General features: G+C 67.4%; 23 protein-coding genes, 1 tRNA gene, 1 other RNA gene and 1 pseudogene. 11 read left to right on the forward strand and 15 right to left on the reverse strand.

Going from position 1 to position 25701, the window contains the following annotated elements; all coding sequences use genetic code 11:
• Positions 1–5 precede the first annotated feature (5 nt).
• From AAW00_RS13335 to AAW00_RS13355, 5 genes are all read right to left on the reverse strand, one after another.
• Positions 6–221, reverse strand: coding sequence for a hypothetical protein (locus tag AAW00_RS13335; RefSeq protein ID WP_047004927.1), 216 nt, complete (start codon positions 219–221; stop codon positions 6–8).
• Positions 222–366: 145 nt separating this feature from the next.
• Complete coding sequence (der, locus tag AAW00_RS13340; protein WP_047004928.1) at positions 367–1869, reverse strand: ribosome biogenesis GTPase Der; 1503 nt, start codon at positions 1867–1869, stop codon at positions 367–369.
• 50 nt (positions 1870–1919) lie between these two features.
• The gene (locus AAW00_RS13345) at positions 1920–2564 is read right to left on the reverse strand and encodes a murein L,D-transpeptidase catalytic domain family protein (protein ID WP_047004929.1); all 645 of its coding nucleotides are present in this window, start codon (positions 2562–2564) and stop codon (positions 1920–1922) included.
• 83 nt (positions 2565–2647) lie between these two features.
• Positions 2648–3085 (reverse strand): VOC family protein, encoded by a 438-nt coding sequence (locus tag AAW00_RS13350; RefSeq protein WP_047004930.1) that lies wholly within the window; start codon positions 3083–3085, stop codon positions 2648–2650.
• Between the two features lie 144 nt (positions 3086–3229).
• Positions 3230–4039 carry a TorF family putative porin gene (locus AAW00_RS13355; RefSeq protein WP_047004931.1) on the reverse strand — a complete coding sequence of 270 codons (810 nt, stop codon included), beginning with the start codon at positions 4037–4039 and terminating at the stop codon, positions 3230–3232.
• 304 nt (positions 4040–4343) lie between these two features.
• On the opposite strand from AAW00_RS13355, the gene AAW00_RS13360 reads away from it, so the two are divergent.
• On the forward strand, positions 4344–5162 hold the full coding sequence (locus tag AAW00_RS13360) for a metallophosphoesterase family protein (protein ID WP_047004932.1): 819 nt from the start codon (positions 4344–4346) through the stop codon (positions 5160–5162).
• An 11-nt stretch (positions 5163–5173) separates the two neighbouring features.
• Here the strand turns inward: AAW00_RS13360 and rnpB are convergent.
• The 5 genes from rnpB to AAW00_RS13380 form a co-directional block, all read right to left on the reverse strand.
• Positions 5174–5591: RNase P RNA component class A (rnpB, locus tag AAW00_RS14400), an RNA gene on the reverse strand.
• Positions 5592–5617: 26 nt separating this feature from the next.
• Positions 5618–8944, reverse strand: coding sequence for a S41 family peptidase (locus AAW00_RS13365; protein WP_047004933.1), 3327 nt, complete (start codon positions 8942–8944; stop codon positions 5618–5620).
• A gap of 78 nt (positions 8945–9022) precedes the next feature.
• Positions 9023–9727, reverse strand: a complete 705-nt coding sequence (locus tag AAW00_RS13370) for an N-acetylmuramoyl-L-alanine amidase (RefSeq protein ID WP_047004934.1) — start codon at positions 9725–9727, stop codon at positions 9023–9025.
• A 5-nt stretch (positions 9728–9732) separates the two neighbouring features.
• Entirely contained in the window at positions 9733–10386 is a 654-nt protein-coding gene (locus tag AAW00_RS13375; RefSeq protein WP_047004935.1) for a histidine phosphotransferase family protein, read from the reverse strand.
• Between the two features lie 10 nt (positions 10387–10396).
• Positions 10397–10792, reverse strand: a complete 396-nt coding sequence (locus AAW00_RS13380) for a M67 family metallopeptidase (RefSeq protein ID WP_047004936.1) — start codon at positions 10790–10792, stop codon at positions 10397–10399.
• A gap of 17 nt (positions 10793–10809) precedes the next feature.
• Between AAW00_RS13380 and AAW00_RS13385 the strand changes: the two genes are divergently transcribed.
• The 5 genes from AAW00_RS13385 to AAW00_RS15085 all read left to right on the forward strand — a co-directional run bounded on the left by AAW00_RS13385 (position 10810) and on the right by AAW00_RS15085 (position 15019).
• Positions 10810–11763, forward strand: coding sequence for an RluA family pseudouridine synthase (locus tag AAW00_RS13385; protein ID WP_047004937.1), 954 nt, complete (start codon positions 10810–10812; stop codon positions 11761–11763).
• 126 nt (positions 11764–11889) lie between these two features.
• Positions 11890–12789 carry an RNA polymerase sigma factor RpoH gene (rpoH, locus tag AAW00_RS13390; RefSeq protein WP_082125092.1) on the forward strand — a complete coding sequence of 300 codons (900 nt, stop codon included), beginning with the start codon at positions 11890–11892 and terminating at the stop codon, positions 12787–12789.
• Between the two features lie 88 nt (positions 12790–12877).
• On the forward strand, positions 12878–13549 hold the full coding sequence (gene mtgA / locus AAW00_RS13395; RefSeq protein WP_047004938.1) for a monofunctional biosynthetic peptidoglycan transglycosylase: 672 nt from the start codon (positions 12878–12880) through the stop codon (positions 13547–13549).
• Positions 13550–13710: 161 nt separating this feature from the next.
• Positions 13711–14691: a cation diffusion facilitator family transporter gene (locus tag AAW00_RS13400; protein WP_241461747.1), complete on the forward strand. Its 981-nt coding sequence runs from the start codon at positions 13711–13713 to the stop codon at positions 14689–14691.
• Positions 14692–14737: 46 nt separating this feature from the next.
• Entirely contained in the window at positions 14738–15019 is a 282-nt protein-coding gene (locus AAW00_RS15085) for a hypothetical protein (protein WP_156170082.1), read from the forward strand.
• A gap of 21 nt (positions 15020–15040) precedes the next feature.
• Here the strand turns inward: AAW00_RS15085 and clpX are convergent, their stop codons facing one another.
• Positions 15041–16315 carry an ATP-dependent Clp protease ATP-binding subunit ClpX gene (gene clpX / locus AAW00_RS13405; RefSeq protein WP_047004940.1) on the reverse strand — a complete coding sequence of 425 codons (1275 nt, stop codon included), beginning with the start codon at positions 16313–16315 and terminating at the stop codon, positions 15041–15043.
• Positions 16316–16511: 196 nt separating this feature from the next.
• Complete coding sequence (locus AAW00_RS13410) at positions 16512–17207, reverse strand: ATP-dependent Clp protease proteolytic subunit (RefSeq protein ID WP_047004941.1); 696 nt, start codon at positions 17205–17207, stop codon at positions 16512–16514.
• A 141-nt stretch (positions 17208–17348) separates the two neighbouring features.
• Between AAW00_RS13410 and AAW00_RS13415 the strand changes: the two genes are divergently transcribed.
• Positions 17349–18893, forward strand: a complete 1545-nt coding sequence (locus AAW00_RS13415; protein WP_047004942.1) for an amidase — start codon at positions 17349–17351, stop codon at positions 18891–18893.
• A gap of 106 nt (positions 18894–18999) precedes the next feature.
• Entirely contained in the window at positions 19000–21099 is a 2100-nt protein-coding gene (locus tag AAW00_RS13420; RefSeq protein WP_047004943.1) for a TonB-dependent receptor plug domain-containing protein, read from the forward strand.
• A gap of 74 nt (positions 21100–21173) precedes the next feature.
• Here the strand turns inward: AAW00_RS13420 and tig are convergent, their stop codons facing one another.
• Positions 21174–22772: a trigger factor gene (gene tig, locus AAW00_RS13425; RefSeq protein ID WP_047004944.1), complete on the reverse strand. Its 1599-nt coding sequence runs from the start codon at positions 22770–22772 to the stop codon at positions 21174–21176.
• Positions 22773–22835: 63 nt separating this feature from the next.
• Positions 22836–22920: transfer RNA gene (locus AAW00_RS13430), tRNA-Leu, on the reverse strand.
• Between the two features lie 161 nt (positions 22921–23081).
• On the opposite strand from AAW00_RS13430, the gene AAW00_RS13435 reads away from it, so the two are divergent.
• Together AAW00_RS13435 and AAW00_RS13440 are read left to right on the forward strand one after the other, a co-directional pair.
• On the forward strand, positions 23082–23309 hold the full coding sequence (locus AAW00_RS13435) for a hypothetical protein (RefSeq protein WP_047004945.1): 228 nt from the start codon (positions 23082–23084) through the stop codon (positions 23307–23309).
• A gap of 32 nt (positions 23310–23341) precedes the next feature.
• Positions 23342–23623 carry a DUF3297 family protein gene (locus AAW00_RS13440; protein ID WP_047004946.1) on the forward strand — a complete coding sequence of 94 codons (282 nt, stop codon included), beginning with the start codon at positions 23342–23344 and terminating at the stop codon, positions 23621–23623.
• Positions 23624–23641: 18 nt separating this feature from the next.
• On the opposite strand, the gene nhaA is transcribed toward AAW00_RS13440, so the two are convergent.
• Complete coding sequence (gene nhaA / locus AAW00_RS13445; protein ID WP_047004947.1) at positions 23642–24871, reverse strand: Na+/H+ antiporter NhaA; 1230 nt, start codon at positions 24869–24871, stop codon at positions 23642–23644.
• Between the two features lie 176 nt (positions 24872–25047).
• Between nhaA and AAW00_RS15555 the strand changes: the two are divergent.
• Positions 25048–25656 (forward strand): annotated as a pseudogene (locus AAW00_RS15555) (glycosyltransferase); the annotation flags it as partial.
• Positions 25657–25701: the final 45 nt, after the last annotated feature.

Consider the following 25701-nt stretch of genomic DNA (forward strand, 5'->3'; position numbering starts at 1 on the left):
TTACCTCACGCCGCCGCGCTGATTTCCCAGTAGGTGCGTCCGCCGCGGCCGTGCTTCTCGATGGTGGCGACGAGCTTGTCGCCGTCGTGGAGCTCCGCCACGCCGCGCTCGAGGTTGATGTCGGCAACCACCAGCGCGGTCGTGAGGTCGGGGACGGGCAGGCTCTGCCGGTCGCCCGATGGCAGCCCGCCCTGGTTGAACTCGACACGATATGAACTCATCGGCGACCTCTCTTCCCGCGGGACACAATGAACGCCCGCAGGACCATGATTGCCGCGAGAAAATGGCTGAAAGCTGTCGATACAGAGATGCCAGCCGCAGATTTTGGGCAGTCCGGCGCGAAACGGGCGCCGTTTGCGATGGGCGTCAGTCGCGCCCGGCGCCGCCGCTGAACTTGCCGCCGCCGCCGCGATTGGAATCGTAGGGGTTCTTCGGGCTCTTGAGCGAAAGGCGCACCGGCACCGCGCCGAAGCCCAGTTCGCGCCGGATCCCGTTCAGCAGGTAGCGTTCGTAACTGGCGGGAAGATCGAACAACCGGCTGCCGAAGATCACGAAGCGCGGTGGGCGGGTGCCGACCTGGGTGATGTAGCGCAGCTTGATGCGCCGACCGCCGGGTGCGGGCGGGGGGTTGGCGGCGAGCGCGTCGTCGAACCAGCGGTTGAGCGCGGCGGTCGGCACGCGGCGGCTCCAGTCGGCGCGCAGCTTGAAGGCCGCGCCCAGCATGGTGTCGAGCCCCTTGCCGGTCATGGCGGAGACGGCGAACAGCGGCACGCCGCGCAATTGTGAAAGGCCTTCCTCCAGCGCCGCGCGGATGCCGTTGAACAGGCCGCTGGCGTCCTCCGCCACGTCCCACTTGTTGATGGCGATCATCAGCGCGCGCCCTTCGTCGAGCACCTTGCTGGCGATCTTGAGGTCCTGCACTTCCAGCCCGCGCGTCGCGTCGAGCAGCAGCACGACGACCTCGGCATAGTCGACCGCGCGCAGGCCGTCGGAGACACTGAGCTTCTCCAGCTTGTCGACCACCTTGGCGCGCTTGCGCATCCCGGCGGTGTCGATCAGCTGGATGTCGCGCACCTCGCCCGACTGCGGATCGGTCCACTGCCAGTCGACCGAGATCGAATCGCGGGTGATCCCCGCCTCCGGCCCGGTCAGCAGGCGGTCGTCGCCCAGCAGGCGGTTGATGAGCGTGGATTTGCCCGCGTTGGGTCGCCCGACGATGGCGAGCTTGAGCGGCGCTTCGGGATCGTGCTCCTCGAGGTCGACATCCTCGCCCGCCGCCTCGGCCTCGGCAATGCGGCGCGCGCGCTCGTCGGCGGCTATCGCGGCGTCGTGCTCGGCCTCAATCTCCAGCTGTTCGGCGCGCTCGCCGATCAGCGGGATGAGCGCGGCATACAGGTCGGCCACGCCCTCGCCGTGCTCGGCGCTGACGGGCACGGGTTCGCCGAGGCCCAGCGCGTAGCTTTCGAGGATGCCCGACTGCCCGGCGTTGCCCTCCGCCTTGTTGGCGACGAGGACTACGGGCACCTCCTGCTCGCGCAGCCACTGGGCGATTTCCTCGTCGAGCGGGGTGAGACCCGCGCGGCTGTCGAACACGAACAGCGCCGCGTCCGCGCCCTTTAGCGAGACCTGCGTCTGCGCGCGCATCCGGCCGGGGAGGCTGGCGTCGTCCTCGTCCTCCCACCCGGCTGTATCGACCGCCTCGAACTCCAACCCCAGCAGGCCCGCATTGCCCATCCGCCGGTCGCGGGTGACGCCGGGCTGGTCGTCGACCAGCGCCAGCTTCTTGCCCACCAGCCGGTTGAACAGCGTGGACTTGCCCACGTTGGGGCGGCCGATGATGACGACCTGGGGAAGCTTCCTGACGGACATGATGGCGCGTCAGGTGGCGTTTTCGCCTCGGAATGGCAAGCGAATTGGGTTCAGGCGGCCAGGCGGTCGGCGTAGAGCAGCGTGCCCTTGGGCAGCCGGTCCATGACCTCGCCGATCAGGTGACGCTCGCAGGCGAAGCAGCCGTAGCTGCGCCCGATCTTGCCCTGCGCGGCGACCAGTTCGGGCGCGACATAGTCCGCGCCGTGCATCACGATGGCGCGCTGCATGGCGAGGTCGTTGTCGGGGTCGAGCCCGACGAGGCGACGCGAGCGGCCGTACTTGCCGATGTAGGCCTCGCCCACAAGGAAAGCGCCACGCGAGCTGGCGTTGGAGCCTTCGACATTGGAGAACTTGGCGAGATAGCCTGAGTGCGCCGGGTCCGATCCTTGCCCGTGCGCGACGAGATAGGTCGCGAAGGCCTTGCCCCCTGCCACGTCGTACAGCGTGAAACGCTCGGCGGAGGAGTGCTCGGCGAAGTCGACCACGCCGATGACATCGCGCCTGCCGATGGCGGCTGCGTGCCCGTCCAGCGCGGCGAGCGCCCGTTCGACGAGCGGAGAGGGCGCGGCCACGCGCGGCACAGCGGCCAGCGGCTTGGGCGCCGGTGAAGCAGCGGCGTGCGCGAGCGATCGCTCTCCCAGCACCGTCGCGGGAACGGCGGCGGTCAGGGCCAGCAGGCCGGCGGCTTTCAGCAAGTCGCGGCGGTGGGGTCGGGTCGCGGTATCTGCTATCACGTTGAGGGTATTAGCAAATCCGCGCTGAACCCCAGCTTACGGGCTTACCAGCTGCCGGTGTTCGGCATGCTCGCCCACGGTTCCTGTGGCGGGAGGTGGCCGTCCTGCAGCAATTCGATGCTGATGCCGTCGGGACTGCGGACGAAGGCCATGTGCCCGTCGCGCGGAGGGCGGTTGATGGTGACGCCCGCGTCCATCAGGCGCTGGCAGGTCTCGTAGATGTCGTCCACGCGGTAGGCGAGGTGGCCGAAGTTGCGCCCGCCGGTGTAGCTCTCGGGCGCGCTGCCGTCCTCGGGCGGCCAGTTGTAGGTGAGCTCCACCTCGGCGACGCCCTCCTGTCCCGGCGGGGCCATGAAGATAAGCGTGAAGCGTCCCTTCTCGGATTCGATGCGGCGCACCTCCTCCAGCCCGATCAGTCTGAAGAAATCGACCGTTGCCTCCGGGTCGGCGACGCGGATCATGGTGTGCAGGTACTTGGCCATAAGATGCTCCAGAATGCTCTTGGCAAGCCCATAGCGCGCCCCATGGCGAAAGCGAAAGGGGCGACGACAGCGAAAGGGCCCGCGCCGTCGCCGGCACGGGCCCTCCCGTTCCTCGCTGCGGTCAGCGATGTATCAGGAGAGGTGTCAGAAACTGGCCGAGAGCGTCAGCACAACAGCGTCGTCGGTGTAATCGTAGACGAAATCGTCGGTGAACACCGCCGGGGTGCCGCCGTCGTCGAGCAGGACGGGATCGCCCTCCGCACCGACGTAGGCGAGGCTGAGCGACAGCGGCGTGCCCGACAGGGCGACCTCCGCGCCGACGGACCAGTCGAAGGCCGTGCCGTCGGGGGTGTAGGTCAGGAACCCGTCGGTATAGCCAAGGTGCGCCGAAAGGCTGACGGGCGTGCCGGGCACGCCGAAGCCGAGATCGCCGTAGACATAGACGTTGTCCGTGCCGCCGAGTGAATCCTGCTCGGGCGCGTAGGCGATGCCCAGCGTCGCCTCGGCCGGGCCGATCGATGCGCCGACCGATGCATAGCCTTCGTAGTAGTCGAATTCGCCGGGCCCGGCATTGGGATAGAGGTAGGCGATCACGCCGACATCGACGGCGGCAACGCCGAATTCGCCGGCCCAGCCGCCATAAACGTCGAGTTCGGTGTGGCCGTAGCCGACCGTGTCCTCGTCGAGCGAAGAGCCCCAGGTGCCGACGTAGAAACCGGCAGGCAGGCCGAGGTCCACGCCGCCCTGGATGGCGATGTCGCCGCCAGACAGATCCACGCCGCGGAAACGGTATTCCGAGGTGATGGCGGCGTTCGCGGAGAACTCGATGCCGAGGCCGCTGTCGTCCTCGACCTCGTCGGCGGGGTTGGTCACCTGCGCCGCGGCCGGGACGGCGAGCGCCGTCATCGTTGCGAAGAGCGAAGCAGCAGCAAGGCTGCGAATGGACGTAAGCATGGGCAATTTCCTTAAATTGCTGGTGTGAAAATGCTTCGTCCCACCTGCGCCAGCACGGCCCGCGCATCTTTGTTGTGCCCGATACCGCATTTGCGCAATCTTCATGCACTCTGATGCTGCACTGCACAAGGGATTTTCGCACACCCTTGTCGTGCCCCGGCAGGTGTGGGAAAATTGCATCACATTCAGCCTGCGATCAGCAAAACCCGCCGAGGGGCGCGGGCATCCCGCTCAGGCCGGTGGCGCACCTCTGTTGCACCGCAGCGCCGAGCCATTATGTGACCGCCCGCAAAGACAACCGACCATGTTCGAATTCCTCCGCTCCAGACTGGCCCCCGGCAAGGCCCCCGCTCGATCCAGGGGGCCGCGCGTGCCCGATGGCGAGCGAGTCTATGCCGTGGGCGACATCCACGGGCGCAGCGACCTCTTCTCGGCGATGATCGACGCCATCGAGCACGATTTCGCCGAGGCGGGTGAGGGCGTGACCTCCACCGTCATCCTGCTCGGCGATCTCGTCGACCGCGGCCCCGACAGCGCGGGCGTGCTGTGGCTGGCGCGCAAGTGGGGCAAGCGGCGTCCCGTGCGCGTGCTGGCCGGCAACCACGAGGAAATGATGCTCAAGAGCTTCGAGGACACCGATGTCCTCAAGCATTTCCTGCGTCATGGCGGGCGCGAGACGCTGCTGAGCTACGGCGTGGATCGCAAGGCATTTACCAAGGCCAGCATCGAGGAGGTGCGGGCCCTGCTGGCCGAGCACGTTCCTGCCAAGGACCGGCGTTTCATCGAGGGTTTCGAGGACATGGTACGGATTGGCGACTACGTTTTCGTCCATGCCGGGATCGAGCCGGGCGTGCCGCTGGACGAGCAGAAGACCCGCACGCTGCGCTGGATCCGCGAGCCCTTCCTCAGCCACGCGGGCGCGCACGAAGGCATGGTGGTGCACGGCCATACCATTACCGAGGGCGTGGAGGCCACGTCGAACCGCATCGGCATCGACACCGGCGCCTATGCCAGCGGGCGGCTGACGGCGCTGGTGCTGGAGGGCGCGGAGCGGCGCCTTATCAGCGTTGTCGAGGGCAAGAAGGGCGTGTTCGCCGTGGAGAATTCCGCGCTTCCCGCCTGAGGCGCGGATGGAGTGCCGGGGAGCCTGTAAGCCGGGTTCTGTCCCGCGACCGATATAGAACCTATCAGCGCCGCGGGGGCAGCCATTCATCTTACGCGGGGGATCGCTCCCGCCGCTCCAGCGACCAACCCGGGTCTCTCGCGGCGAAACGCCGTTGCCCCGAAAGGCGCGAGACCCCTATGCGGTCTTGCTCCGGGTGGGGTTTGCCGTGCGGGCGCCGTTGCCGGAACCCCGGTGCGCCCTTGCCGCACCCTTTCACCCTTGCCTGTGCCCGCAAGCGGGCCATCGGCGGTTTGCTCTCTGTGGCACTTTCCCTCGGGTTCGGCCCGAAGGCTTCCCCGGGCGGGCGTTACCCGCCACCCATGTTTCGTGGAGCCCGGACTTTCCTCGGCCATCCTTGCGGACGGACGCGGCTGCCCGGCTCCCCGGCACGAGCTTCCCTAGGCTCCGCCGCCTCAGTCGTCCAGCCGCCGCACGTCGCTCGCCGGCGTGCCGAGCGGCGAGAGCGGGCGCGGGCGCAGAACCGGCACCGGCTCGGCGGCAATCTGCCGTTCGAGCAGGGCGACGGCGGCGGCGAGCTGCGCGTCTTCGCCCTCGAACCGCGCACGCGGCAGGTTCTCGACAGGATAGTCCGGCGCGACGCCCAGCCCCTCGATGATCCAGCTGCCGTCGAGCGAATACTGCGCGAACTCGGCGATGCGCACCGCGCCGTTGTCGGTCAGGCGATTGGCGTCGCCCAGCCAGATACCTGCCCCTGCCGTGCGCTGGCCCACCAGCGGGCCGATGCCGAGCGACTTGATGCCGGCGGCAAAGGTCTCGCCGTCGGAGTAGGTGCCTTCGTCGATAAGCACGGCGATATGGCCGCGGTAGGCGTCCTGCATGTTCGTCGTCACCCGGCCCGTACCGTCGGGAGAGGCCCAGAAGGCCCACGGTTGGCGCAGCAGCTGCGATATGAGGATGGAGTCGATGCTGCCGCCGTTGTTGCCGCGCACGTCGATGATGAGGCCGGGGCGGTCGAGCTGGGCGAAATAGTCGCGCGCGAAGCTGGCGATGTCGTCCGGCCCCATCGCCTGCAGGTGCAGGTAGCCCACGTCGCCGCCCGAAAGCTGCGCCGTGGCGGCGCGGCGGCCCTCCACGAAATCGAAGTACTGTGCAGCGCGCAGGCCCTGTCGGCCCATCGGCTCGACGATGGCGCTGACATTGCCTCCGCCACGCACGAGGTCGAGCCGCACCTGCTGCCCGGCCTTGCTGGCCAGCGCCATGCCGAGATCGGCCATCGAAGCGACCGCGCGCCCGTCCACCCGGCGGATCACGTCGCCTTCGCGCACGTCCACGCCGGGCCGCCGCAGCGGCGGGCGGCGGGAGACGAGGTCGGCCTCGGCGCGGTAGATGCGATCGATCCTGAGGCCGCCCTGCGCCGGCGACAGGTCCGCACCGAGATAGGCCATCTCCGGATTCTCGCTGTCGCCCGGCAGGTCGCCGGGCCGCACCTGGCTGTGCAGGATGCCCAGCTGCGAGGCCATCTGCCCGAGGATCGTGTTGAGTTCCGCCCGGTGGCCGATGCGGTCGACCAGCGGCTCGAGCGAGGTGCGCACGCCGCGCCAGTCCACCCCGCGCATGGCGGGGTCGTAGGCGAAGTCGCGGTGCAGACGCCAGGCGTCGACGAACATCTGGTGCCATTCGGCGACCGGGTCGATGGTGAGCCGCCAGTCGCCCAGCCGCACGCGGTTCGGAGCGGGATCGTCGGGCATCTTGGCGGCGGCGGGGACCAGGGCATAGACCGGCGCATCGGGCGAACCGGTCACGACGAGCGCGGTCTCCCCGTCGGCAGAAAGGTCGAACCCGCTCGCATCGGCGACGAAGACCTCCTCCTTTGCATCAAGCGTGTCGATCTTGATCGAGACGAGATCGTCGCCGCGCATGGTGTAGAGGAACCCTTCGCTGGCGCGCAGGAACTGGCCGACCCCGGCCTCGACGGGGAGCTGGTAGAGACGGTCGGCGAGGCCGGAGAGGACGATGTTCGCGGGCGAGGTTTCGGCCTCGTCGCCATCGCTCTCGTCCTCGCTCTCCTCGCTGCCCGATGCCGCGGGCTCCTCCTCCGCGTCGTCCGAGGCGGTCAGCTCGTTCTCCTCGGTGAAGCGGAATTCGGCCGCGGGGTCGAGTTGCAGGGCATAGACCTGCCCGCGGTCGGGGAAATCCACGCCCATGCTGCGCTCGTTCCACGGATGGCCGGGGCTGGGCGCGAAGTTGCGGTCGGAGATGAAATAGAGCCAGGCCCCGTCGTGGGCGAAGGCCGGTGCATAGGAATTGTAGCGGCCCGAGGTCCCCTGCACCCGCGCGCCGGTGGCAAGGCTCTGCACCCAAACGTTGGCGATCGCGCCGCCCAGGCCCATCGTGTTCTCGGCATAGGCGATGTGCGTGCCGTCGGGCGAAAAGGCGATGTCGCGGAAAGGCGCGTAGTCGCCGGTGTCGTTTGCCGCGAGCAAGGTCACGCGCCCGGTGGCGACATCCACGCGCTGGAGCCGCGCCTGCTTGTCCCACACCACCAGTGTGCGCCCGTCGGGAGAGGCGGCGAAAGACAGGATGTAGGCATCATAACCGCGCGTCACCGGCACCGGCGCACCCGACCCGTCGGCGGCCATGGCGTAGATGTCGCCGCGGTCGCCCTGGTCGAGGATCATGAAGATGCGTTCGCCGTCCGGGCTCTCCACCGTTTCGCGGGCGCGGGCCTCCAGCGGGATCGCCAGCTCAACCCGCCGACGGCTGCCCGTGGCGCCGAGCGCCGCGCGGCCGCGTGCCGTCACCGCCACGCGCTCGCCCGAGGGCGACAACCGCGCCGAGGTGACGAGCGAGAGCGGGTTGGCGATGGTGCGATTGCGGGTCTGTTCGCGGTCGGTGACGATATCGAGCGCGAGCGGGCGCATTGTGTTCGCGGCCAGCGAATAGACCTGGATGTCCGCGCCGTTCTGCAGGAACACCTCGCCCCCGTCCATGCTCGCCTGGAGCACGGGGAAGGGCAGTGCGGCCGAGTGCTGGCGCGCGTCGCTGCCATCCTCCGCCACCGACCACACGGCATCGCCGCCGCTCTTGTCGGAGACGAAATAGACGCGCCCGCCCGACGCCATCGGGAAGCGGATCTGCGCGCCGAAGTCGGGCAGCAACCGGGTCGCCTCGGCATTGGAGTCCATGGTCCAGCGCCACAGTTCGCCCATCGAACCGCCGCGGTAGAGCACGGCATTGTCGCGCGAGGAATCGTAGAGGCCGCGGCGGCTGAAGAAGAGCGTGCGCCCATCCGCGCCGAAGGTGGCATCGTTGGCGCGCCACAGCGGGATGGCGACTGGCTCGCCGCCTTCGGGCGCGACGGTATAGAGCGTGGAGGTCTGCCCGCCCTGTTCGCCCATCGCGGCGAAGATCACTTGTCCGTCGGGCGTCCAGCCCACCGTGCGGACCGAACCGCCGAGGAAGGTCAGCCGCCGCGGCGCGCCGCCCGCCAGCGGCATGACGTAGACGTCGGCGGGGCTGTCGTAGGAGGCGGTAAAGGCCAGCCAGCGCCCGTCGGGGGAGATCTGCGGATCGGCCTCCACCTCCTCGTGGTTGGTCAGGCGGATGGCGCTGCCGCCGGTGCGCGGGGCGCGCCACAGGTCGCCCTCGCTGGCGAAGACGAAGACGTCGTCGTGCGCCTCGGGATATTGGTAGAAGCCCTCTTCGGCGGCGGCGGGCGCTGCAGTGCTGAAGGCGAGCGCCAGCGTGCTGGCGGCAAGGGCGAGGCGAGTGCGGATCATGTGTGGTTTCCCCCGAAACGGTGTGCCGCGGGAATGCTGGCAACGACGAGGCTTCGCAAGCGCTATTCGACGATCCGCCTAGCGGTGCGCGCCCCGGTCGCGGTCGAGCAGCAGCTGGAACAGGATGGCGCGAATCTCGCCGTCGATCTCGCCGTCGATCCGCTCCGGCCGCCAGCGCCGCTGGAAGGCCTCGACGGCCTTGTGCCCGTCGGTGATGTCGTAGCCGAATCGCTCCAGCGCGAGATAGAAGCTGGCGTCGTTGTCGAAGGGATCGCCACGCTCGAGCTTCTCCGGCCGGGGCAGGCAGAGCTTGTACTCGGCGAGGCGGTCCCACGGGAACATCTCGCCCGGATCGATCTTGCGCGCAGGCGCCACGTCGGAGTGACCTACGACGTTCGCGCGCGGGATGTCGTGCCGCTTCACGATCCGCGCGAGCAGCGGCACAAGCGCCTCGAACTGCGCGTCGGAAAAGGCGCGATAACCGTTGGCGTGACCGGGGTGGTCGAGCTCGATGCCGATAGAGGCGGAATTCACGTCCCGGTGGCCGCGCCAGTAGGAGAGACCGGCGTGCCAAGCGCGCTTGTCCTCGGGCACCAGCCGCACGACCTCGCCGGCCTCGGAGATGCAGTAATGCGCGCTGACCTTGGCTTCGGGATCGCACATCCGGGCGATGGCGGTCTCGACCGGCTGCATCTCGGTGTAGTGCAGCACGACCATCGTCACGGGCAGGGCGCGCTCGTCGAAATTGGGCGAGAGTTCCTCGCGGTGGACGAGCTCGTCCATCGAGGTCAGCCGATCATGCCGTCGGGGTCGGGCAGCACCGCGCCCAACACCAGCGCCCCCTCGCTCTGCGCAAACTGCACCCCGCCGCCGAGGCTGGTGGCTAGCTCGCGGATCATGTGCGCGGGCGCGGTCTTGCCGGAAAGCTCGGCCGGGTCGAGCTCGCCCGCCAGCGCCTCGCCCACCTTGGCGTCGAACGCGATGCGCGGACCGGCGGCGCGGATGGCGATCTCGGTCGTGCCGCCGCTGCGCTCCGCGCCCACCGCCAGCGTGCCGCCGCGCACCAGCGCGTCGAGGCCGATCGAGGCGAGGTTGAGCAGCACCTTGACCGCAGGCTTGACCAGGCTCTGCTCGCCCACGGCCCATTCGAGCGTCACCCGCTCGTCGTTGGCGGTGAGCGATTGCAGCACCTCGCGCGGCTCCTCGGCCGGGACCATTTCGCCGAAGCCGCCGGCGGCACCATAGGCGAGGCGGAAGAACTTGAGCTTGCTGGCCGAGGTGCGCGCGCTCTGTTCGAGCAGGTCGAGGCAGCGCTGGCGCATCTCCGGATCGCGCTCGTCGGCGAGCAGCTCCAGCCCGTTGTTGAGCGCGCCCACGGGGCTCAGCATGTCGTGGCACAGGCGCGAGCAGAGAAGGGCGGCAAGATCGATGGAGGAGTTCATGGCGCGCCTCCTAGCGGGTTGGCATGGCGAGGGAAAGCGGCTCGAAGCCGCCGGGCGCATCGCGCCACCAAGTCGTCGCACCGGGCGCAATGACCGCCCAGATCGCCCCGTCGCCGGCCGCCATGGCCTGATCCGTGGCGGAGGGCCTGGCGGGGCCATGCGGGTGGGAGTGGAAATAGCCGAGTACCTGAGGGCCGCCCGCGCGCGCGGCCCGGTGCGCGTCAATCAGCGCCTGCGGGTCGATCTCGAACCGAGTGGCGGGCGCGGGGTGGACGTTGGCGGCGGGGATTATCGCCTCGATCCGCTCGGCAGAGCCGGTCAGGATGCCGCAGCATTCGAGCGGATGGTGCGCGGCGGCTTCAGCAGCGAGCTGCTCGAGCAACGCGCTTGAGACTTCGATAGGCATGACGCATGAGCTCTAGCATGGCGACACGCGAAACCCGCACAGGAAAGCTTGCGAGCGAGGGCCGGCTCGACAAGGTGCTGGCCGAGGCGACCGGGCTTTCGCGCGAGAGGGTAAAGGCGCTGATTGGCGAGGGGCAGGTCGAGGTGGACGGGCAAGTCGCCACCAGCCCTTCGTCAAAGCTATCAGGCGGCGAGACGTTCGCCGTCCACATTCCGCTCCCAGCCGATCCACAGGCCTATCCACAGGACATCCCGGTCGTCGTGGTGTTCGAGGACGAGCATCTGATCGTGGTCGACAAGCCCGCGGGCATGGTCGTGCATCCGGCGGCGGGCAATCCCGACGGCACGCTGGTGAACGCGCTGCTGCACCACTGCGGCGGCTCGCTGAGCGGTATCGGCGGCGTGGCGCGGCCGGGCATCGTCCACCGGATCGACAAGGATACCTCGGGCCTGCTGGTGGTCGCCAAGAGCGACGCCGCGCACGAGGGACTGGCGCGCCAGTTCGCCGACCATTCGCTGGAGCGCGCCTATCTCGCCGTTACCGCCGGCCTGCCGAGCCTGGGGGCCGGCACCGTTGATGCGCGACTGGGCCGTTCCGACGCCGACCGCAAGAAAATGGCGGTGCTGCCCAAGGATTCCTCGCGCGGCAAACGGGCAGTCACCCATTACAAGGTGCTGAAGCCGCTCGACCATGCCGCACTGGTCGAATGCCGGCTGGAAACCGGGCGGACCCACCAGGTGCGGGTTCACCTTGCATCAATCGGTCATCCGCTATTGGGAGACCCTGTCTATGGACGTTCCCCATCCGCGCTGAAACCGCTCATGAAGCGACTCGATTTCCGCCGCCAGGCACTCCACGCGGCGGTGCTCGGGTTCGTTCATCCGGTGACGGGGCACGCCCTGTCGTTTTCCAGCGAAATGCCCTCCGATATGGCGGAACTAATCGACGAACTGGGTCATTCAAATCGATGAATTGCACCCTATATCGCACGCGCATCGTGTATGAGGGTTATGCACATGCAAAAGTGGCCGCAACGGCCGGGTGCCCAGCAGGGGCCCGACAGCAGCGGTCGACGACGAGAAAGGTTTGGGACCACTGTGAGTAATACACGAAAGAGCGTGCCAGCGCTCAGCGGAGAGCAGAGCCTCAACCGCTATCTGGCTGAGATCAAGAAATTCCCCGTCCTTACCGCCGAGCAGGAATACATGCTCGCCAAGCGGTACGAGGAGCACGAGGATCCCGACGCCGCGGCGCAGCTGGTGCAGAGCCACCTGCGGCTCGTGGCCAAGATCGCCATGGGTTATCGCGGCTACGGCCTGCCTGTCAGCGACCTCATTTCCGAGGGCAACGTGGGCCTGATGCAGGGCGTCAAGAAGTTCGAGGCGGACCGCGGCTTCCGCCTGGCGACCTATGCCATGTGGTGGATCAAGGCGAGCATCCAGGAATTCATCCTGCGCTCGTGGAGCCTCGTGAAGATGGGCACCACCGCGGCGCAGAAGAAGCTGTTCTTCAACCTTCGCCGGATGAAGAAGCAGCTTGAGGCCTACGAGGATTCGGACCTCCATCCCGACGACGTGACAAAGATCGCGACCGATCTCGGCGTGCCCGAGCAGGAAGTGATCAACATGAACCGCCGGATGATGATGGGCGGCGACGGCTCGCTCAACGTCTCGATGCGCAACGGCGAGGAAGGCAGCGGCGAGTGGCAGGACTGGTTGCAGGACGACCGCCCGCTGCAGGACGAGACGGTGGCCGATGCCGAGGAAGCCACGGTGCGCCGCGAGATGCTGATCGAGGCGATGGATGCGCTGAACGACCGCGAGAAGCATATCCTCACCGAGCGCCGCCTGACGGAAAACCCGCAGACGCTGGAAGAGCTTTCGCAGGTCTACGATGTCAGCCGCGAACGCATCCGCCAGATCGAGGTGCGGGCCTTCGAGAAACTGCAAAAGGCGATGCAGCGAATCGCGACGGAGCGATTGCTGCCCGCGATGTGAGGCACTAGACATTAGCAACAGCATGAGGGGTCGGGCGGAAACGTCCGGCCCCTTTCGTTTGCGCGGCGGCGGCGGTAGGGCAGCGCCCATGGCGCTCCGCATCCTCAGGTTCCTCGCAAAGTTCGTGGTCGTCTTCGTCGTGTTCAGCGTGGCGCTGACACTGCTCTTGCGCTTCGTCCCGGTCACCTGGACCGCCACCATGCTGATGGACGAGCGCAGCGTGACGCGCGACTGGGAGCCGCTCTCAAGCATCGACCGTAACATGGTGAGCGCTGTCATCGCAGCGGAGGACGGCAAGTTCTGCAGTCATGACGGCTTCGACCGCAAGGCGATCGAGCAGGCGCTGGAGGAACGTGCCTCGGGCGAGCGGCAACGCGGGGCCTCGACCATCAGCCAGCAGACCGCCAAGAACGTGTTTCTGTGGCAGGGCGGCGGTTGGTTCCGCAAAGGGCTGGAGGCCTATTTCACCTTCCTGATCGAAAACCTGTGGGACAAGCGGCGGATCATGGAGGTCTATCTCAACGTTGCCGAGACGGGCCTCGGCACATACGGCGTGGAGGCCGGGTCGCAGCGCTACTTCGGCCACTCCGCCGCGCGCCTGACGCAGGACGAGGCGAGCCGCATCGCCGCCGTCCTCCCCAGCCCGAAGACGCGCGAGGCGGTCAATCCGGGCGGCTTCACCCGCCGCTACGGCAACACCATCGAGCGCCGCATCGGCCAGGTCCGCCGCGACGGACTGGACGAGTGCGTGTACGATTGAGGAAATTACCCCTCTCGATCAGCCTCTTGGCATTCCCCTAGAATGTTATACTATCACACTAATGATATTTCATAACGCATTGATGCGCAAGGTTTTTCCTTGGCATCTGTCAGCCAGAGGCTATGCCGTCGGCTGACGCAGGCGAGGAAACAGGGGCGGATTTGGGACATTCTCACGCACACGGCGGACACGGGCACGGGCATCACGGCGGCAGCCATGGCGGCCATGGCGGCCATGGCCATGCCCATGCGCCCAAGGACTTCGGCCGGGCCTTTGCCGTGGGCGTGGTGCTCAACACTGCGTTCGTGCTGGTGGAGGCGACCTTCGGCTTCCTTTCGGGCTCGATGGCGCTGGTAGCCGATGCGGGGCACAACCTGTCGGACGTGCTGGGCTTGCTGATCGCCTGGGGGGCGAGCGTGGCGGCGAAGAAGCCGCCGTCGGCACGCTTCACCTACGGCCTCAAGAGCTCCACCATCCTCGCCGCCTTCGCCAATGCCGTTCTGCTGCTGGTGGCCATCGGCGCGATCCTGATCGAGACCGTGCGCCGCCTGATCTATCCGGTGGAGCCAGAGGGCACGACGATGATCTGGGTGGCGGGCATCGGCATCCTCATCAATACCGCCACGGCGCTCATGTTCATGCGCGGGCGCAAGAGCGATCTCAACGTGCGCGGCGCCTTCCTGCACATGGCGGCCGACGCGCTGGTGAGCGTTGGGGTCGTGATTGCGGGCATATTCATCCTGCTGACGGACGAGCCGCTGATCGACCCCGTCGTCAGCCTCGTCATCGTGACAGTGATTGCCTGGGGCACCTGGGGCCTCCTCAAGGACAGCGTGAAGATGAGCCTGCTCGCCGTGCCCGACAGCGTGGACGAGGCGGGGGTGCGCGGCTTCCTCGCCGGCCTGCCGGGCGTGGCCGCGGTGCACGACTTGCACATCTGGCCCATGTCGACCACCGAGACCGCACTTACCGCCCACCTCGTGATGCCCGGCGGCCATCCGGGCGATGCCTTCCTGCGTGAAGCGACCGGCGAGCTGGAGCACCACCACGCCATCGGCCACGTCACGATCCAGGTGGAGACCAGCCGCGAGGAATGCGTCGGCGAGGACTGTCTCGAAAGCGTTCATCGACCGCAAAGCTGACGCCGCGCAGGATGGTCGTCAGATATTCACAGGGGGGACATTCTCGATGAGACCAGCGCGTTTCATTCTCGCCGCGGCCGGCAGCCTGACGTTACTTGGCGCATGCGTTGCAACCGGCGACGTCGCAAACCCGCAAGATCCGCTGCAGGCTCCATCGCAGACCGAAAGCCTGGGCGAGCAGATGCGGGCGGAGGCACGCGGCGATGGCTGCCTGGTCGCCGGCAATGCGCTGGATACCAGTGACCGGTGCCGGGCCTTGCGCGACATTATCGCGCCGCCTGCGGCACCGCCCGCACCCCCGGCCCCGCCGCGCCCCACGCCGAACTGACGCGGGGCCGCGGGAGCGACCTTAGGCCGCCTCGTCCTTCTTGGCCTTCTCGTCGTCGTTGGAGACGACGCGCACGGGTTCCTTTCGGCCCTCGACCACGTCGCCGTCGACCACGACCTCGCTCACGCCTTCCATGCTCGGCAGGTCGAACATGGTGTCGAGCAGGATGTGCTCGACGATCGAGCGCAGGCCGCGCGCGCCGGTCTTCCGCTTGATGGCCTTCTTGGCGATCGCGGTCAGCGCGTCGTCGGTGAAGGTCAGGTCCACGTCTTCCAGCTCGAACAGCTTGGCGTACTGCTTGACCAGCGCGTTCTTCGGCTCCTTCAGGATCGTCACCAGCGCCGCCTCGTCGAGGTCGTGCAGGGTGGCGATCACCGGCAGGCGGCCGACGAATTCGGGAATCAGGCCGAACTTGAGCAGGTCTTCCGGCTCGCACTTCTCCAGCATCTGGCCGATGCGCGCCTTGCTCGGTTCATCGACGTTGGCGCCGAAGCCGATCGAGCGCTTCTGCAGGCGGTCGCCGATGATCTTTTCGAGGCCCGCGAAAGCGCCGCCGACGATGAACAGGATGTTCGTGGTGTCGACCTGCAGGAATTCCTGCTGCGGATGCTTGCGCCCACCCTGCGGCGGGACGGAGGCGGTGGTGCCTTCCATCAGCTTGAGCAGCGCCTGCTGCACGCCCTCACCGCTGACGTCGCGGGTGATCGAGGGGTTTTCCGCCTTGCGCGTGATCTTGTCGATCTCGTCGATGTAGACGATGCCCTGCTGCGCCTTCTCGACGTTGTAGTCGCTCGCCTGGAGCAGCTTCAGGATGATGTTTTCCACGTCCTCGCCCACGTAGCCGGCCTCGGTCAGCGTGGTGGCGTCGGCCATGGTGAAGGGCACGTCGAAGGTGCGCGCCAGCGTCTGCGCCAGCAGCGTCTTGCCGCTGCCGGTCGGGCCGACGAGCAGGATGTTGGACTTCGCCAGCTCCACATCGTTGCCTTTCCCTGCGTGGGCGAGGCGCTTGTAGTGGTTGTGCACCGCAACCGAGAGCACGCGCTTGGCGCGGTCCTGCCCGATCACGTAGTCGTTCAGCGTGGCGCAGATGTCCTGCGGGGTAGGAATGCCGCCGTCCTTGCGCGCGGCGAGGCCGCTCTTGGCCTCTTCCCGGATGATGTCGTTGCACAGCTCGACGCATTCATCGCAGATGAACACCGTCGGCCCGGCAATCAGCTTCCTCACCTCGTGCTGCGACTTGCCGCAGAAACTGCAGTAGAGGGTGCTCTTGCTGTCCGATCCGCTCAACTTGGTCATAATCCTTCGTCCGTGAACCCGCAGCACCGAAGGGTGCGGTTTTGGCGGATTCGACCTCCCACTCTAGGGCGGGAGGCCACAATATCAATCAATCCTATCCTTAACATCCACGCCTTGCGCCAGCCTGAAGAGGCAGGGTTGCCAAATTGCTACATTCGGCGGCGTGGAGGGTGGCGCCAGGGGCGCGCGGGCAGGATTATTCGGAGTCCTTGGTCGGCGCGCCGCCGGTGCCGGTGATGTCGCCCGCCTCGTCGTCCTTCGGCCGGTGCGCGAAGACCGCATCGACGATGCCGAAGGCCTTGGCTTCCTCGGCCTCGAGGAAGGTATCGCGGTCCATCGCCTTCTCGATATCGGTCAGGCTCTGGCCGGTGTAGCGCACGTAGAGATCGTTCATCCGCGCACGGATGCGCAGGATTTCCTTGGCCTGGATCTCGATGTCCGATGCCATGCCGCGCGCGCCGCCCGAGGGCTGGTGCACCATGATGCGGGCATTGGGGAGCGCCACGCGCATGCCCGGCTCACCGGCCGCCAGCAGGAAGCTGCCCATCGAGGCGGCCTGGCCCACGCACACGGTGCGCACCTTGGGCTTGATGTACTGCATGGTGTCGTGGATCGCCATGCCGGCCGTCACCACGCCGCCGGGCGAATTGATGTACATGGAGATGTCGTTCGAGTTCTCCGACTCGAGGAACAGCAACTGGGCGACGATCAGGCTCGCCATGTTGTCTTCCACCTGACCGGTGACGAAGACAATGCGTTCGCGCAGCAGGCGGCTGAAGATGTCGAAGCTGCGCTCGCCGCGGCTGGTCGATTCGACCACGACGGGCACCAGGGCGCCGGTGATGGGGTCCTGGGTGAAGCGGTCCTTGTTGTCGCCGAACAGGTCGAGCATGCGAAAAATGTCCTCTCGTCTCGGGGGTAGGGCGCCTATGTCGCCTCGCCTGCGCGCAAGTTCAAGAGGGGGGCTTCAAAACCCGGGGAGCCGAGCCGGCGCGGCTTGCCAGACCGGCGCGCGGGCCGCACAAGGCGGGCCATGGGACGCTCCTCCACAGCCGCGCTCGCCGCGCTTCTCGCTCTGTCCTTTCCCGCGATGGCTGCCGCGCAAACCGTGGCCACACCGCCGATCGCCGAGCGCGCGGACCCGCTGCCCTTCGATCCGGCAGCCGAGGCAAGGGTCTATCTCGAGCGCATCGCGGCGCTCGACGATGCGGGGCCGCAGCTGAACGCGGTCGTCGTCCACGATCCGGACGCGGCCGAGGCGGCGACCATCGTGAACGGTGGCAGTCGGCTCGCCGGGCGCACGGTACTGGTGAAGGACAACATCGAGACCCACGAGTGGCCGACCACCGCCGGTTCGCTGGCGCTGGAAAATAATGCCACGGGCCGCGACGCTCCGCTGATCCAGCGCCTGCGCGCCAATGGCGGTGTGGTGCTGGGCAAGACCAACCTTTCCGAGTGGGCCAACTTCCGCAGCTCCGACAGTTCGAGCGGGTGGAGCGCCGTGGGCGGCATCACCCGCAACCCGCACGCCACCGACCGCAGCGCTTGCGGCTCGTCCTCGGGCAGCGGCGCGGCGGTGGCGGCGGGGCTGGCCTGGGCGGCCATCGGCACCGAGACCGACGGCTCCATCACCTGTCCCGCCAGCATGAACGGTGTGGTCGGCTTCAAACCGAGCACGGGCCTCGTCAGCGGCGAGCTGATCGTGCCCATCAGCGCCAGCCAGGACACCGCCGGGCCGATGGCGCGCAGCGTCATCGATGCCGCAATGCTGCTGTCGGCCATTGCCGGGCCGGACTACGGCGAAATGGGTGAGGGCGACCTCGCCTACGATTTCACCGCCGGGCTCGATACCGCCTCGCTTGCGGGCGTGCGCGTGGGCGTGCTGCGCGGGCGCGACGGCGGGTTCGAGCCGCTCGGCCAGCTTTACGAGCAGGCGCTCGACGACCTCAGGCGCGCGGGCGCGGTGATGGTCGACGTGACCTACGAGGGCGACCCGCAAATGGGCGCGGACGAATACACGGTGCTGCTCTACGAGTTCCGCGAGGGTCTTGACGCCTATCTCGCCGCCTCGCCCGCCGACATCCCGGTGCGATCCCTGCAGGACGTGATCGACTTCAACGCCGTCCATGCGCTGAGCGAAATGCGCTGGTTCGGACAGGACATCTTCACCGCCGCGCTGGAGGCGACCAACCGCGCGGCCTACGAGGCGGCGCGCGCCAACAGCTTCCGCCTCGCCGGGCCGGAAGGTATCGACCGGCTGCTGGCCGAGAACGACGTCGACGTGCTCATCGCGCCGACGCGCGGGCCGGCATGGTCGATCGATCTCGTCAACGGCGACAACTTTCGCGGCGGCATCGGCATCGGCATCGGCAGCCTCGCCGCAATCGCCGGATACCCGCACCTGACCGTGCCCATGGGGGCGATCGAGGGCCTGCCCGTCGGCCTCTCCTTCATCGCCGGCAAGTGGAGCGACCACGCCGTGCTGCGCGCGGGCGCCGCCTATGAACGGGCGCGCAGCGTGCCACTCCGCGAACCGCTGTTCGCGCCTTGGCAGCCTGTCGGCGAGGTGCAGCCCTGACCCGTTGACCGTCCTTGCCGCCCGCCTGCCCTTGGGCTAGCGGGCGCGGACCAAATCAATGAAGCGCAACGTTTTCCTCTCGCGGCCGCGAGCCTCGTCGCTGCCCATGGCAGCCGCGCTTGTCGCTATCGGCGGGCCGGCGCTGGCGCAGGATGCCGCCACGACCGGCGACGCGCCGCCGCCGCAGGACACCGAGATCGTCGCGCCCGCCGAGGAGGCCGTCGAGGCGCGCGAGGTCTACACCCCCGCCGACTTCGCCCGCTACGCTCCGCGCAACGCGCTCGACATGATCAACCGCATCCCCGGCTTTGCCGTCAACCGCGGCGGGGGCGGTGGAGGCGGCGGGGGTGGCCGCGGCTTCGGGCAGGCGCAGGAAAACCTGCTGATCAACGGCGAGCGTGTCTCGAGCAAGTCCACCAGCACCGCCGACCAGCTCGCCCGCATCCCGGCGGACAACGTGCTGCGCATCGAGGTGGTGGACGGCGCGACGCTCGACATTCCGGGCCTGTCCGGCCGCGTCGCCAACATCATCGCCGAAAGCAGCAGCGTGGCGGGCCAGTTCGAGTGGCGCCCCAGCGTGTCGCTCGGCGAGGGACGCGTGACGCCGCTCGAGGGAGAGGCCTCACTTACCGGGGCCATGCTGGGCATCGACTACACGCTCGCGCTGCGGATGAGCGAGTTCGCACGCGGCCAGCGCGGCCCGGCGATTTTCACGGATGCCTTTGGCGTGGTCGACACACGCGAGAACACGGCCTTCGACCGCTTCCGCCGTCCGACGCTGAGCGGCAACTTCGCCTTCAAGCCCGCGCCCGGCGTGGCCGCCACCGTGAACCTTACGGGCGGCATCGAGCGCTACCGCTCGCGCGAGGGCGAGGTGCGTGTGGGCGGCAATCCGCTGCCATCCTTCGACGAGAGCGTCGATGCGGTCAGCGACGAATGGTTTTACGAGATCGGCGGCGATGTGACCTTTCCGCTGGGCGGCGGGCAGATGAAGCTGATCGCGCTCGAAAGCTTCGAGCACAAGGACCGGACCGATACCTCGCTGATCGCGGAAGGCGCGCGAACCCCGCGCGGCTCGCGCTTCCGGCGTGTCGCGGACATCGGCGAGCGCATCGGGCGCGGCGAATACACCTTCGGCCTGTGGGGCGCCGACTGGCAGCTCTCCGCCGAGGCGGCGTTCAACCGGCTCGACCAGACCGGCGACCTGTTCGCCTACGACCCGGTGGCGAAGGACTACGTAGCGGTGCCCTTTCCCGGAGCAGACGGCGGCGTGCGCGAGGATCGCTACGAGGGTCTTGCCAGCGTCGGCTTCGCCCTGCTGCCAACGGTCTCGGTCCAGGCCGTGGCGGGGGCCGAGTATTCGACCATCGCGCAAACCGGCAGCAACGCTCTCTCGCGGACCTTCGTGCGGCCCAAGGGCAGCCTGATCCTTGCCTGGGCGGCGGCGGAGGGTCTCGACCTGTCGCTGGAGATCGCGCGGCGCGTGGGCCAGCTCTCCTTCGGCGATTTCCTTGCCAGCGTCAGCCTCAATGACGACCGCGAGAATGCCGGCAACAATTCCCTGCGCCCGCAGCAGAGCTGGGAGACCAAACTGGAGGCGCGGCGCGAATTCGGCGCGCTGGGTTCGGCCACGCTCACCTTGTTCGACCAGCGCATCGAGGACCTGGTGCTGATCGTGCCCGTGGAGGGCGGCGGCGCGGCGCAGGGCAACGTGTCCGGCGCGCGGCGCTACGGCGCGGCGCTCACGGGCACCTTGCAGATGGAGCCGCTCGGCTGGCGCGGAGCGCGGCTGGATGGGAGAATCGCGTGGGAGGACTCGCGGCTCGACGATCCGGTCACCGGGCTCGCGCGCCGGTTCGACGGGCTCGACCCCTTTGAGGTGGAGCTGAACCTGCGGCACGACGTGCCCGGCACCGACTGGGCCTGGGGCGGCGCCTTCCGCGACCGCTCACGGGCACTCAACTACCGGGTGACCGAGACCTTCTTCAGTTACCGCGAGACGACCGAGGTGACCGCCTTCGCCGAGCACAAGGACGTGCTGGGCGCGACCGTGCGGCTGACGGTGAGCAACCTCGCCGACGAGCCCAACGTGCTGATCCGCGAGGTCTTCGCCGGCCAGCGTGGCAGTGCGCCGCTGCTGTTCACCGAGGAACGCCGCCGTTTCAGCGGCCCGCGCGTCCAGCTGCGGATCGCCGGCGACTTCTGACCATGCTCGCACAAACGAAAAGGCCCGCCCGGCGCTGATACCGGGCGAGCCTTTCGTGTCGCTGCGTAGGCAGCTTACTTCTTGGCAGGTGCCTTCTTGGCCGCGGGCTTCTTGGCCGGAGCCTTCTTCTCGGCGGCGGGCTTGTCGGCCGCCTTCTTCGCGGGCGCGGCCTTCTTGGCCGGAGCAGCCTTTTCGGCGGGCTCGGCCTTCTTTGCGGGCTTCTTGGCGGCGGGCGTCTTGTCCTCGGCCTTGTCGTCAGCCTTGTCGTCAGCCTTCTTGGCCGAAGCCTTTGCAGGCGCCTTCTTCTTTGCCGGGGCCTTCTTCGCTGCCGGAGCAGGCGCGCTTTCCTCGGCCTCGATCGCGGCTTCGAGCTCTTCGCGCGTCACTTCGCGTGTCGTCACCTCGGCCTTGTCGAATAGGAAATCGACGACCTTGTCCTCGTACAGGGGCGCGCGCAGCTGTGCCTGCGCCATCGGCTCGGAACGGACATACTCGACGAACCGCTCACGGTCCTCGGGGCGATACTGCTGCGCCGCCTGCTGCAGGAGCATCTGCATCTCCTGCTGCGACACCTCGACCCCGTTGGCCTGGCCGATCTCGGACAGCAGCAGGCCCAGGCGCACGCGGCGCTCGGCGATGCGCTTGTAATCGTCGCGCTCGGCTTCCAGCTCTTCCATCGCCTTGGCCGGATCGTCCTCGCGGGCGACTTCCTGCGACAGCTGCTGCCAGATCTGCTGGAACTCGGCCTCGACCATCGTTGGCGGGACGTCGAAATCGTGGTCGGCGGCCAGCTTGTCGAGCAGCTGACGCTTCATCTGTGTGCGGGTGAGGCCGGCGCTTTCCTGCTCCAGCTGGCCGCGCAGCAGGTCCTTCAGCTTGTCGATGCCCTCGAGGCCGAGCGACTTGGCGAAGTCGTCGTCGATCTTGGTCTCACCCTCGACTTTCACCTGGTGCACGTGGATGTCGAACTGGGCTTCCTTGCCCTTCAGGTTCTCGGCCGGGTAATCGTCGGGGAACTTGACCGTGATGGTCTTGTCCTCGCCGGTCTTCATGCCGACCAGCTGCTCCTCGAAGCCGGGGATGAACTGGCCCGAACCGATCACCAGCGGCGCCTCGGTGGCCTTGCCGCCCTCGAATTCCTCGCCGTCGAGCTTGCCGGTGAAGTCGATGATGAGCTGGTCGCCGTCGGCGGCCTTCTTCGACTTCGGAGCATCCTTGTAGCTCTTCTGGCCCTCGGCGATGCGGCCAAGCGCCTCGTCGAGCTGCTCGTCACTCACGGGCACAGTCAGCTTTTCCAGCGTCAGCCCTTCGATGGAGGGCGCCTCGATCTCGGGCAGCACCTCGACCTCGACAGTCAGCTCGGCGTCCTTGCCCTGCTCGTAGCCGTCGATCATCTCGACCTTGGGCTGGAGGGCGGGGCGCAGCTTCTTGTCCTTGAGCAGGTCGTTCACCGATTCGCGCACGGCATTGTTCAGCACGTCGGCGTGCAACGCCTCGCCGTGCATCTTGCGCACGAGGTTGGCGGGCACCTTGCCGGGACGGAAGCCGGGCATGCGCACCTGCGGCGCGACCTTCTTCACCTCGGCATCGATCCTGGCATCGATATCCTTGGCGGGGATGGTCAGCGTATAGCCGCGCTTGAGGCCTTCATTGGTGGTTTCGACGATCTGCATGGTCTGCCTTCATTCCAAAATCGGTTGCGCGCTCGCCGATATCCGCTCTGCGCAGGGCGAAACTGGTGCGGGCGAAGGGACTCGAACCCCCACATCTTGCGATACTGGTACCTAAAACCAGCGCGTCTACCAGTTCCGCCACGCCCGCGAGCCGACGAGTGGTGCAGGCGGGGGTCCGCCTGCGCACGAAACGCCGCCCTTAGAGGCGCGGCGGGCAAAGGGCAAGGCGCAGCTTCGGCGGGCCGGACCGGGGGAACGCGAGGGCGTGCGGGGACGTTCGATTGGCACGACAAACCGAGGAGCAAGACCATGACCGCCACCACGCCTGATCCCGACTCCGATCCCATCCCCGGCGGCGACACCGACCATCCCGGCGATACCCCGCCCGAGGTGCAGCCGGACGAGGGCGGCGACGTCGATACGCCCGCCGCTCCGCCCGAAACCCAGCCGGACCAGGGCGATGTCGACATGCCCGAGGCGCCCGACGAGATGCCGTCCATCGATCCCGCGCCGCAGACGATGCTGCCGCCGGATTGATTTGTGTGCGATCTCGTCTAGGGGCGCTTGCCATGAGCGACGACAAAACCACCGACACCCCGCCCGATCACCTCTCGATCGACCCCGCCAGCGAGCATTTCGATGCCGACAAGCTGCAGCGCGGCGTCGCGATCCGGTTCAAGGGCCGGGAGCGCAAGGACATCGAGGAATATTCGATCTCCGGCGGCTGGGTGCGCGTGCAGGCCGGCAAGACGGTGGACCGCAAGGGTCGCCCGCTGACGATCAAACTCACTGGCCCGGTCGAAGCCTGGTACGAGGATCTGGGCGAGGACGCGCCGGTCGCGAAGGCCTGATAGCCCCGCGCAGCCCGGTCACACGACCGGGCTGTTCGGATTGTCCTTTTCCGCATCGTGGCGGCTGGTCATCCGCAACACGAAATAGCCGAGCAGCGCGCTGACCAGCGATCCGCACAGGATGCCGATCTTGGCCTCGTCGCGCAGCATCTGCGCCTGTTCGCCCGCGCCGGGGAAGGCGAGCTCGCCGATGAACAGGCTCATCGTGAAGCCGATGCCGCACAGGATCGAGACGCCCCAGATTTCCGGCCAGCTGCTATTCGCGGGCTTGGGCACGAGGCCCATCTTCACCACCGAATACACGCAGGCGAAGATACCCGCCTGCTTGCCGAACACGAGGCCCGCGGCCACAGCCAGCGGCAGCGGATCGAGCAGCGCATCGAGGCCGAGCCCGGTCAGGCTGACGCCGGCGTTGGCGAAGCCGAAGATCGGCACCACGATATAGGCGTTCCACGGCACCAGCGCGTGTTCCATGCGCTCGAGCATGGGCTCCTCGCCGTTCTTCGAATGCATGGGGATGGTCAGCGCGGCGAGCACGCCGGCGATGGTCGCATGGATGCCGGAGGACAGCACCAGGTACCACAGCACCACGGTCAGCGCGATGAAGGGCAACATGGACGAGACCTTGGCCTTGTTCATGGCGATCATCACGCCCAGCACGACCAGTGCGCCGATCAGGTAGGCGAGGTCGAGGTCGGCGGTGTAGAAGATGGCGATAACTGCGACCGCGCCGATATCGTCGACGATGGCGACGGTCAGCAGGAACAGTCGCAGCGCCGCGGGCACGCGGGTGCCGAGCAGGCCCACCACGCCCATGGCAAAAGCGATGTCGGTCGCCGCCGGGATGGCCCAGCCGCGCGCGAGGCCCGGCTCTCCGCCCGCCACCAGCATGTAGACCGCAGCCGGCGCCGCCATGCCCGCGACGGCGGCGAAGACCGGCAGGTTGCGCGCCTGCGGATCGGCGAGGTTGCCGCACACGACCTCGCGCTTCACCTCCAGCCCGACGACGAAGAAGAAGATGACCATCAGCCCGTCGTTGATCCACAGGTGCAGGGTGTTGAGGTAGAAGGTGTCCTTCGACCACAGGTAGCCGTGGAACAGCTGGTAGTAGCTGTCGCTGACCCCCGAATTGGCGATGATCATGGCGACGATCGCCACTGCGATCAGCAGGATGCCCTGGAAGGAATCGGCGCGGAACAGCGCGGCGAAATTGCGCTGGGCGCGGGCGAGGAAGCTGGTCTGGGTCATGTGCAAGAGCCAATTCCTGAATTGTTCCTGCTTTGCAAGCCTAGCCCTAACGACCGGGCCGGTCCCGCGCGGAGCAACGAGACGGGCGACGATTTAAGTCTCTATTCTGAAACGGGAAACGGTCCTACAGCGCGTCAGGTGTCGCAATTTTCGTACGAGATCGGGTCTGTCTACGCATGGGTGACGCATTCACCACTTGGTTTGCGAACGCGGAGTACGAATTGCTGCTCTTTGCGGGAATTTTTCTGTTGCTGGGAGCGCTCGACGAATTCGCAATCGACCTTGCATGGATTGGCTTTCGTTTTGCCGGCAAAGGGAGGACGGCGACAATCGACCGTGAAGAAGTCTCGAAACGACCACTGCGAGGCCGCGCCGCTGTCATCATAGCCGCTTGGGACGAAGCAAATGTTATCGGCCACACGGTGAGACACGCGCTCGAGGTGTGGCCGCAAGAAGATTTGCGCCTGTTCGTTGGATGCTATCGCAACGATCAGGCCACGATCGACGCCGTGAAAAAGGCTGGAGCGAACGACGCTCGGCTCAGGATCGTCGTGGATGATGTCGACGGTCCCACAACCAAAGCGGATTGTCTTAATGCCATCTACCGCACGATTGTCGCCGTAGAGAAGGAGTCCGGTGAACCTTTTCGCCTTGTCATGATCCACGATGCGGAAGACATGGTTGATTCGGCTGCTCTCTCCCTGGTGGATGGAGCGATGGACGATTATGCCTTCGTCCAGCTCCCGGTCTTGCCGCAACCGCATCGCAAGTCTCGTTGGATCGGCAGCCACTATCTCGAGGAATTTGCGGAACCGACTTGCCCGTTACCG

This window comes from Aurantiacibacter luteus (genome assembly GCF_001010945.1).
In the GTDB taxonomy this organism is placed as follows: Bacteria; Pseudomonadota; Alphaproteobacteria; order Sphingomonadales; family Sphingomonadaceae; genus Alteraurantiacibacter; species Alteraurantiacibacter luteus.

Bases quoted from the DNA above. Each gene is read 5' to 3' on its own strand.
- AAW00_RS13335 (WP_047004927.1), bottom strand. From the start codon at position 221: ATGAGTTCATATCGTGTCGAGTTCAACCAGGGCGGGCTGCCATCGGGC.
- der (WP_047004928.1), bottom strand. From the start codon at position 1,869: ATGTCCGTCAGGAAGCTTCCCCAGGTCGTCATCATCGGCCGCCCCAAC.
- AAW00_RS13350 (WP_047004930.1), bottom strand. From the start codon at position 3,085: ATGGCCAAGTACCTGCACACCATGATCCGCGTCGCCGACCCGGAGGCA.
- AAW00_RS13355 (WP_047004931.1), bottom strand. From the start codon at position 4,039: ATGCTTACGTCCATTCGCAGCCTTGCTGCTGCTTCGCTCTTCGCAACG.
- AAW00_RS13360 (WP_047004932.1), top strand. From the start codon at position 4,344: ATGTTCGAATTCCTCCGCTCCAGACTGGCCCCCGGCAAGGCCCCCGCT.
- AAW00_RS13365 (WP_047004933.1), bottom strand. From the start codon at position 8,944: ATGATCCGCACTCGCCTCGCCCTTGCCGCCAGCACGCTGGCGCTCGCC.
- AAW00_RS13370 (WP_047004934.1), bottom strand. From the start codon at position 9,727: ATGGACGAGCTCGTCCACCGCGAGGAACTCTCGCCCAATTTCGACGAG.
- AAW00_RS13375 (WP_047004935.1), bottom strand. From the start codon at position 10,386: ATGAACTCCTCCATCGATCTTGCCGCCCTTCTCTGCTCGCGCCTGTGC.
- AAW00_RS13380 (WP_047004936.1), bottom strand. From the start codon at position 10,792: ATGCCTATCGAAGTCTCAAGCGCGTTGCTCGAGCAGCTCGCTGCTGAA.
- AAW00_RS13385 (WP_047004937.1), top strand. From the start codon at position 10,810: ATGGCGACACGCGAAACCCGCACAGGAAAGCTTGCGAGCGAGGGCCGG.
- mtgA (WP_047004938.1), top strand. From the start codon at position 12,878: ATGGCGCTCCGCATCCTCAGGTTCCTCGCAAAGTTCGTGGTCGTCTTC.
- AAW00_RS15085 (WP_156170082.1), top strand. From the start codon at position 14,738: ATGAGACCAGCGCGTTTCATTCTCGCCGCGGCCGGCAGCCTGACGTTA.
- clpX (WP_047004940.1), bottom strand. From the start codon at position 16,315: ATGACCAAGTTGAGCGGATCGGACAGCAAGAGCACCCTCTACTGCAGT.
- AAW00_RS13410 (WP_047004941.1), bottom strand. From the start codon at position 17,207: ATGCTCGACCTGTTCGGCGACAACAAGGACCGCTTCACCCAGGACCCC.
- AAW00_RS13415 (WP_047004942.1), top strand. From the start codon at position 17,349: ATGGGACGCTCCTCCACAGCCGCGCTCGCCGCGCTTCTCGCTCTGTCC.
- AAW00_RS13420 (WP_047004943.1), top strand. From the start codon at position 19,000: ATGGCAGCCGCGCTTGTCGCTATCGGCGGGCCGGCGCTGGCGCAGGAT.
- tig (WP_047004944.1), bottom strand. From the start codon at position 22,772: ATGCAGATCGTCGAAACCACCAATGAAGGCCTCAAGCGCGGCTATACG.
- AAW00_RS13435 (WP_047004945.1), top strand. From the start codon at position 23,082: ATGACCGCCACCACGCCTGATCCCGACTCCGATCCCATCCCCGGCGGC.
- AAW00_RS13440 (WP_047004946.1), top strand. From the start codon at position 23,342: ATGAGCGACGACAAAACCACCGACACCCCGCCCGATCACCTCTCGATC.
- nhaA (WP_047004947.1), bottom strand. From the start codon at position 24,871: ATGACCCAGACCAGCTTCCTCGCCCGCGCCCAGCGCAATTTCGCCGCG.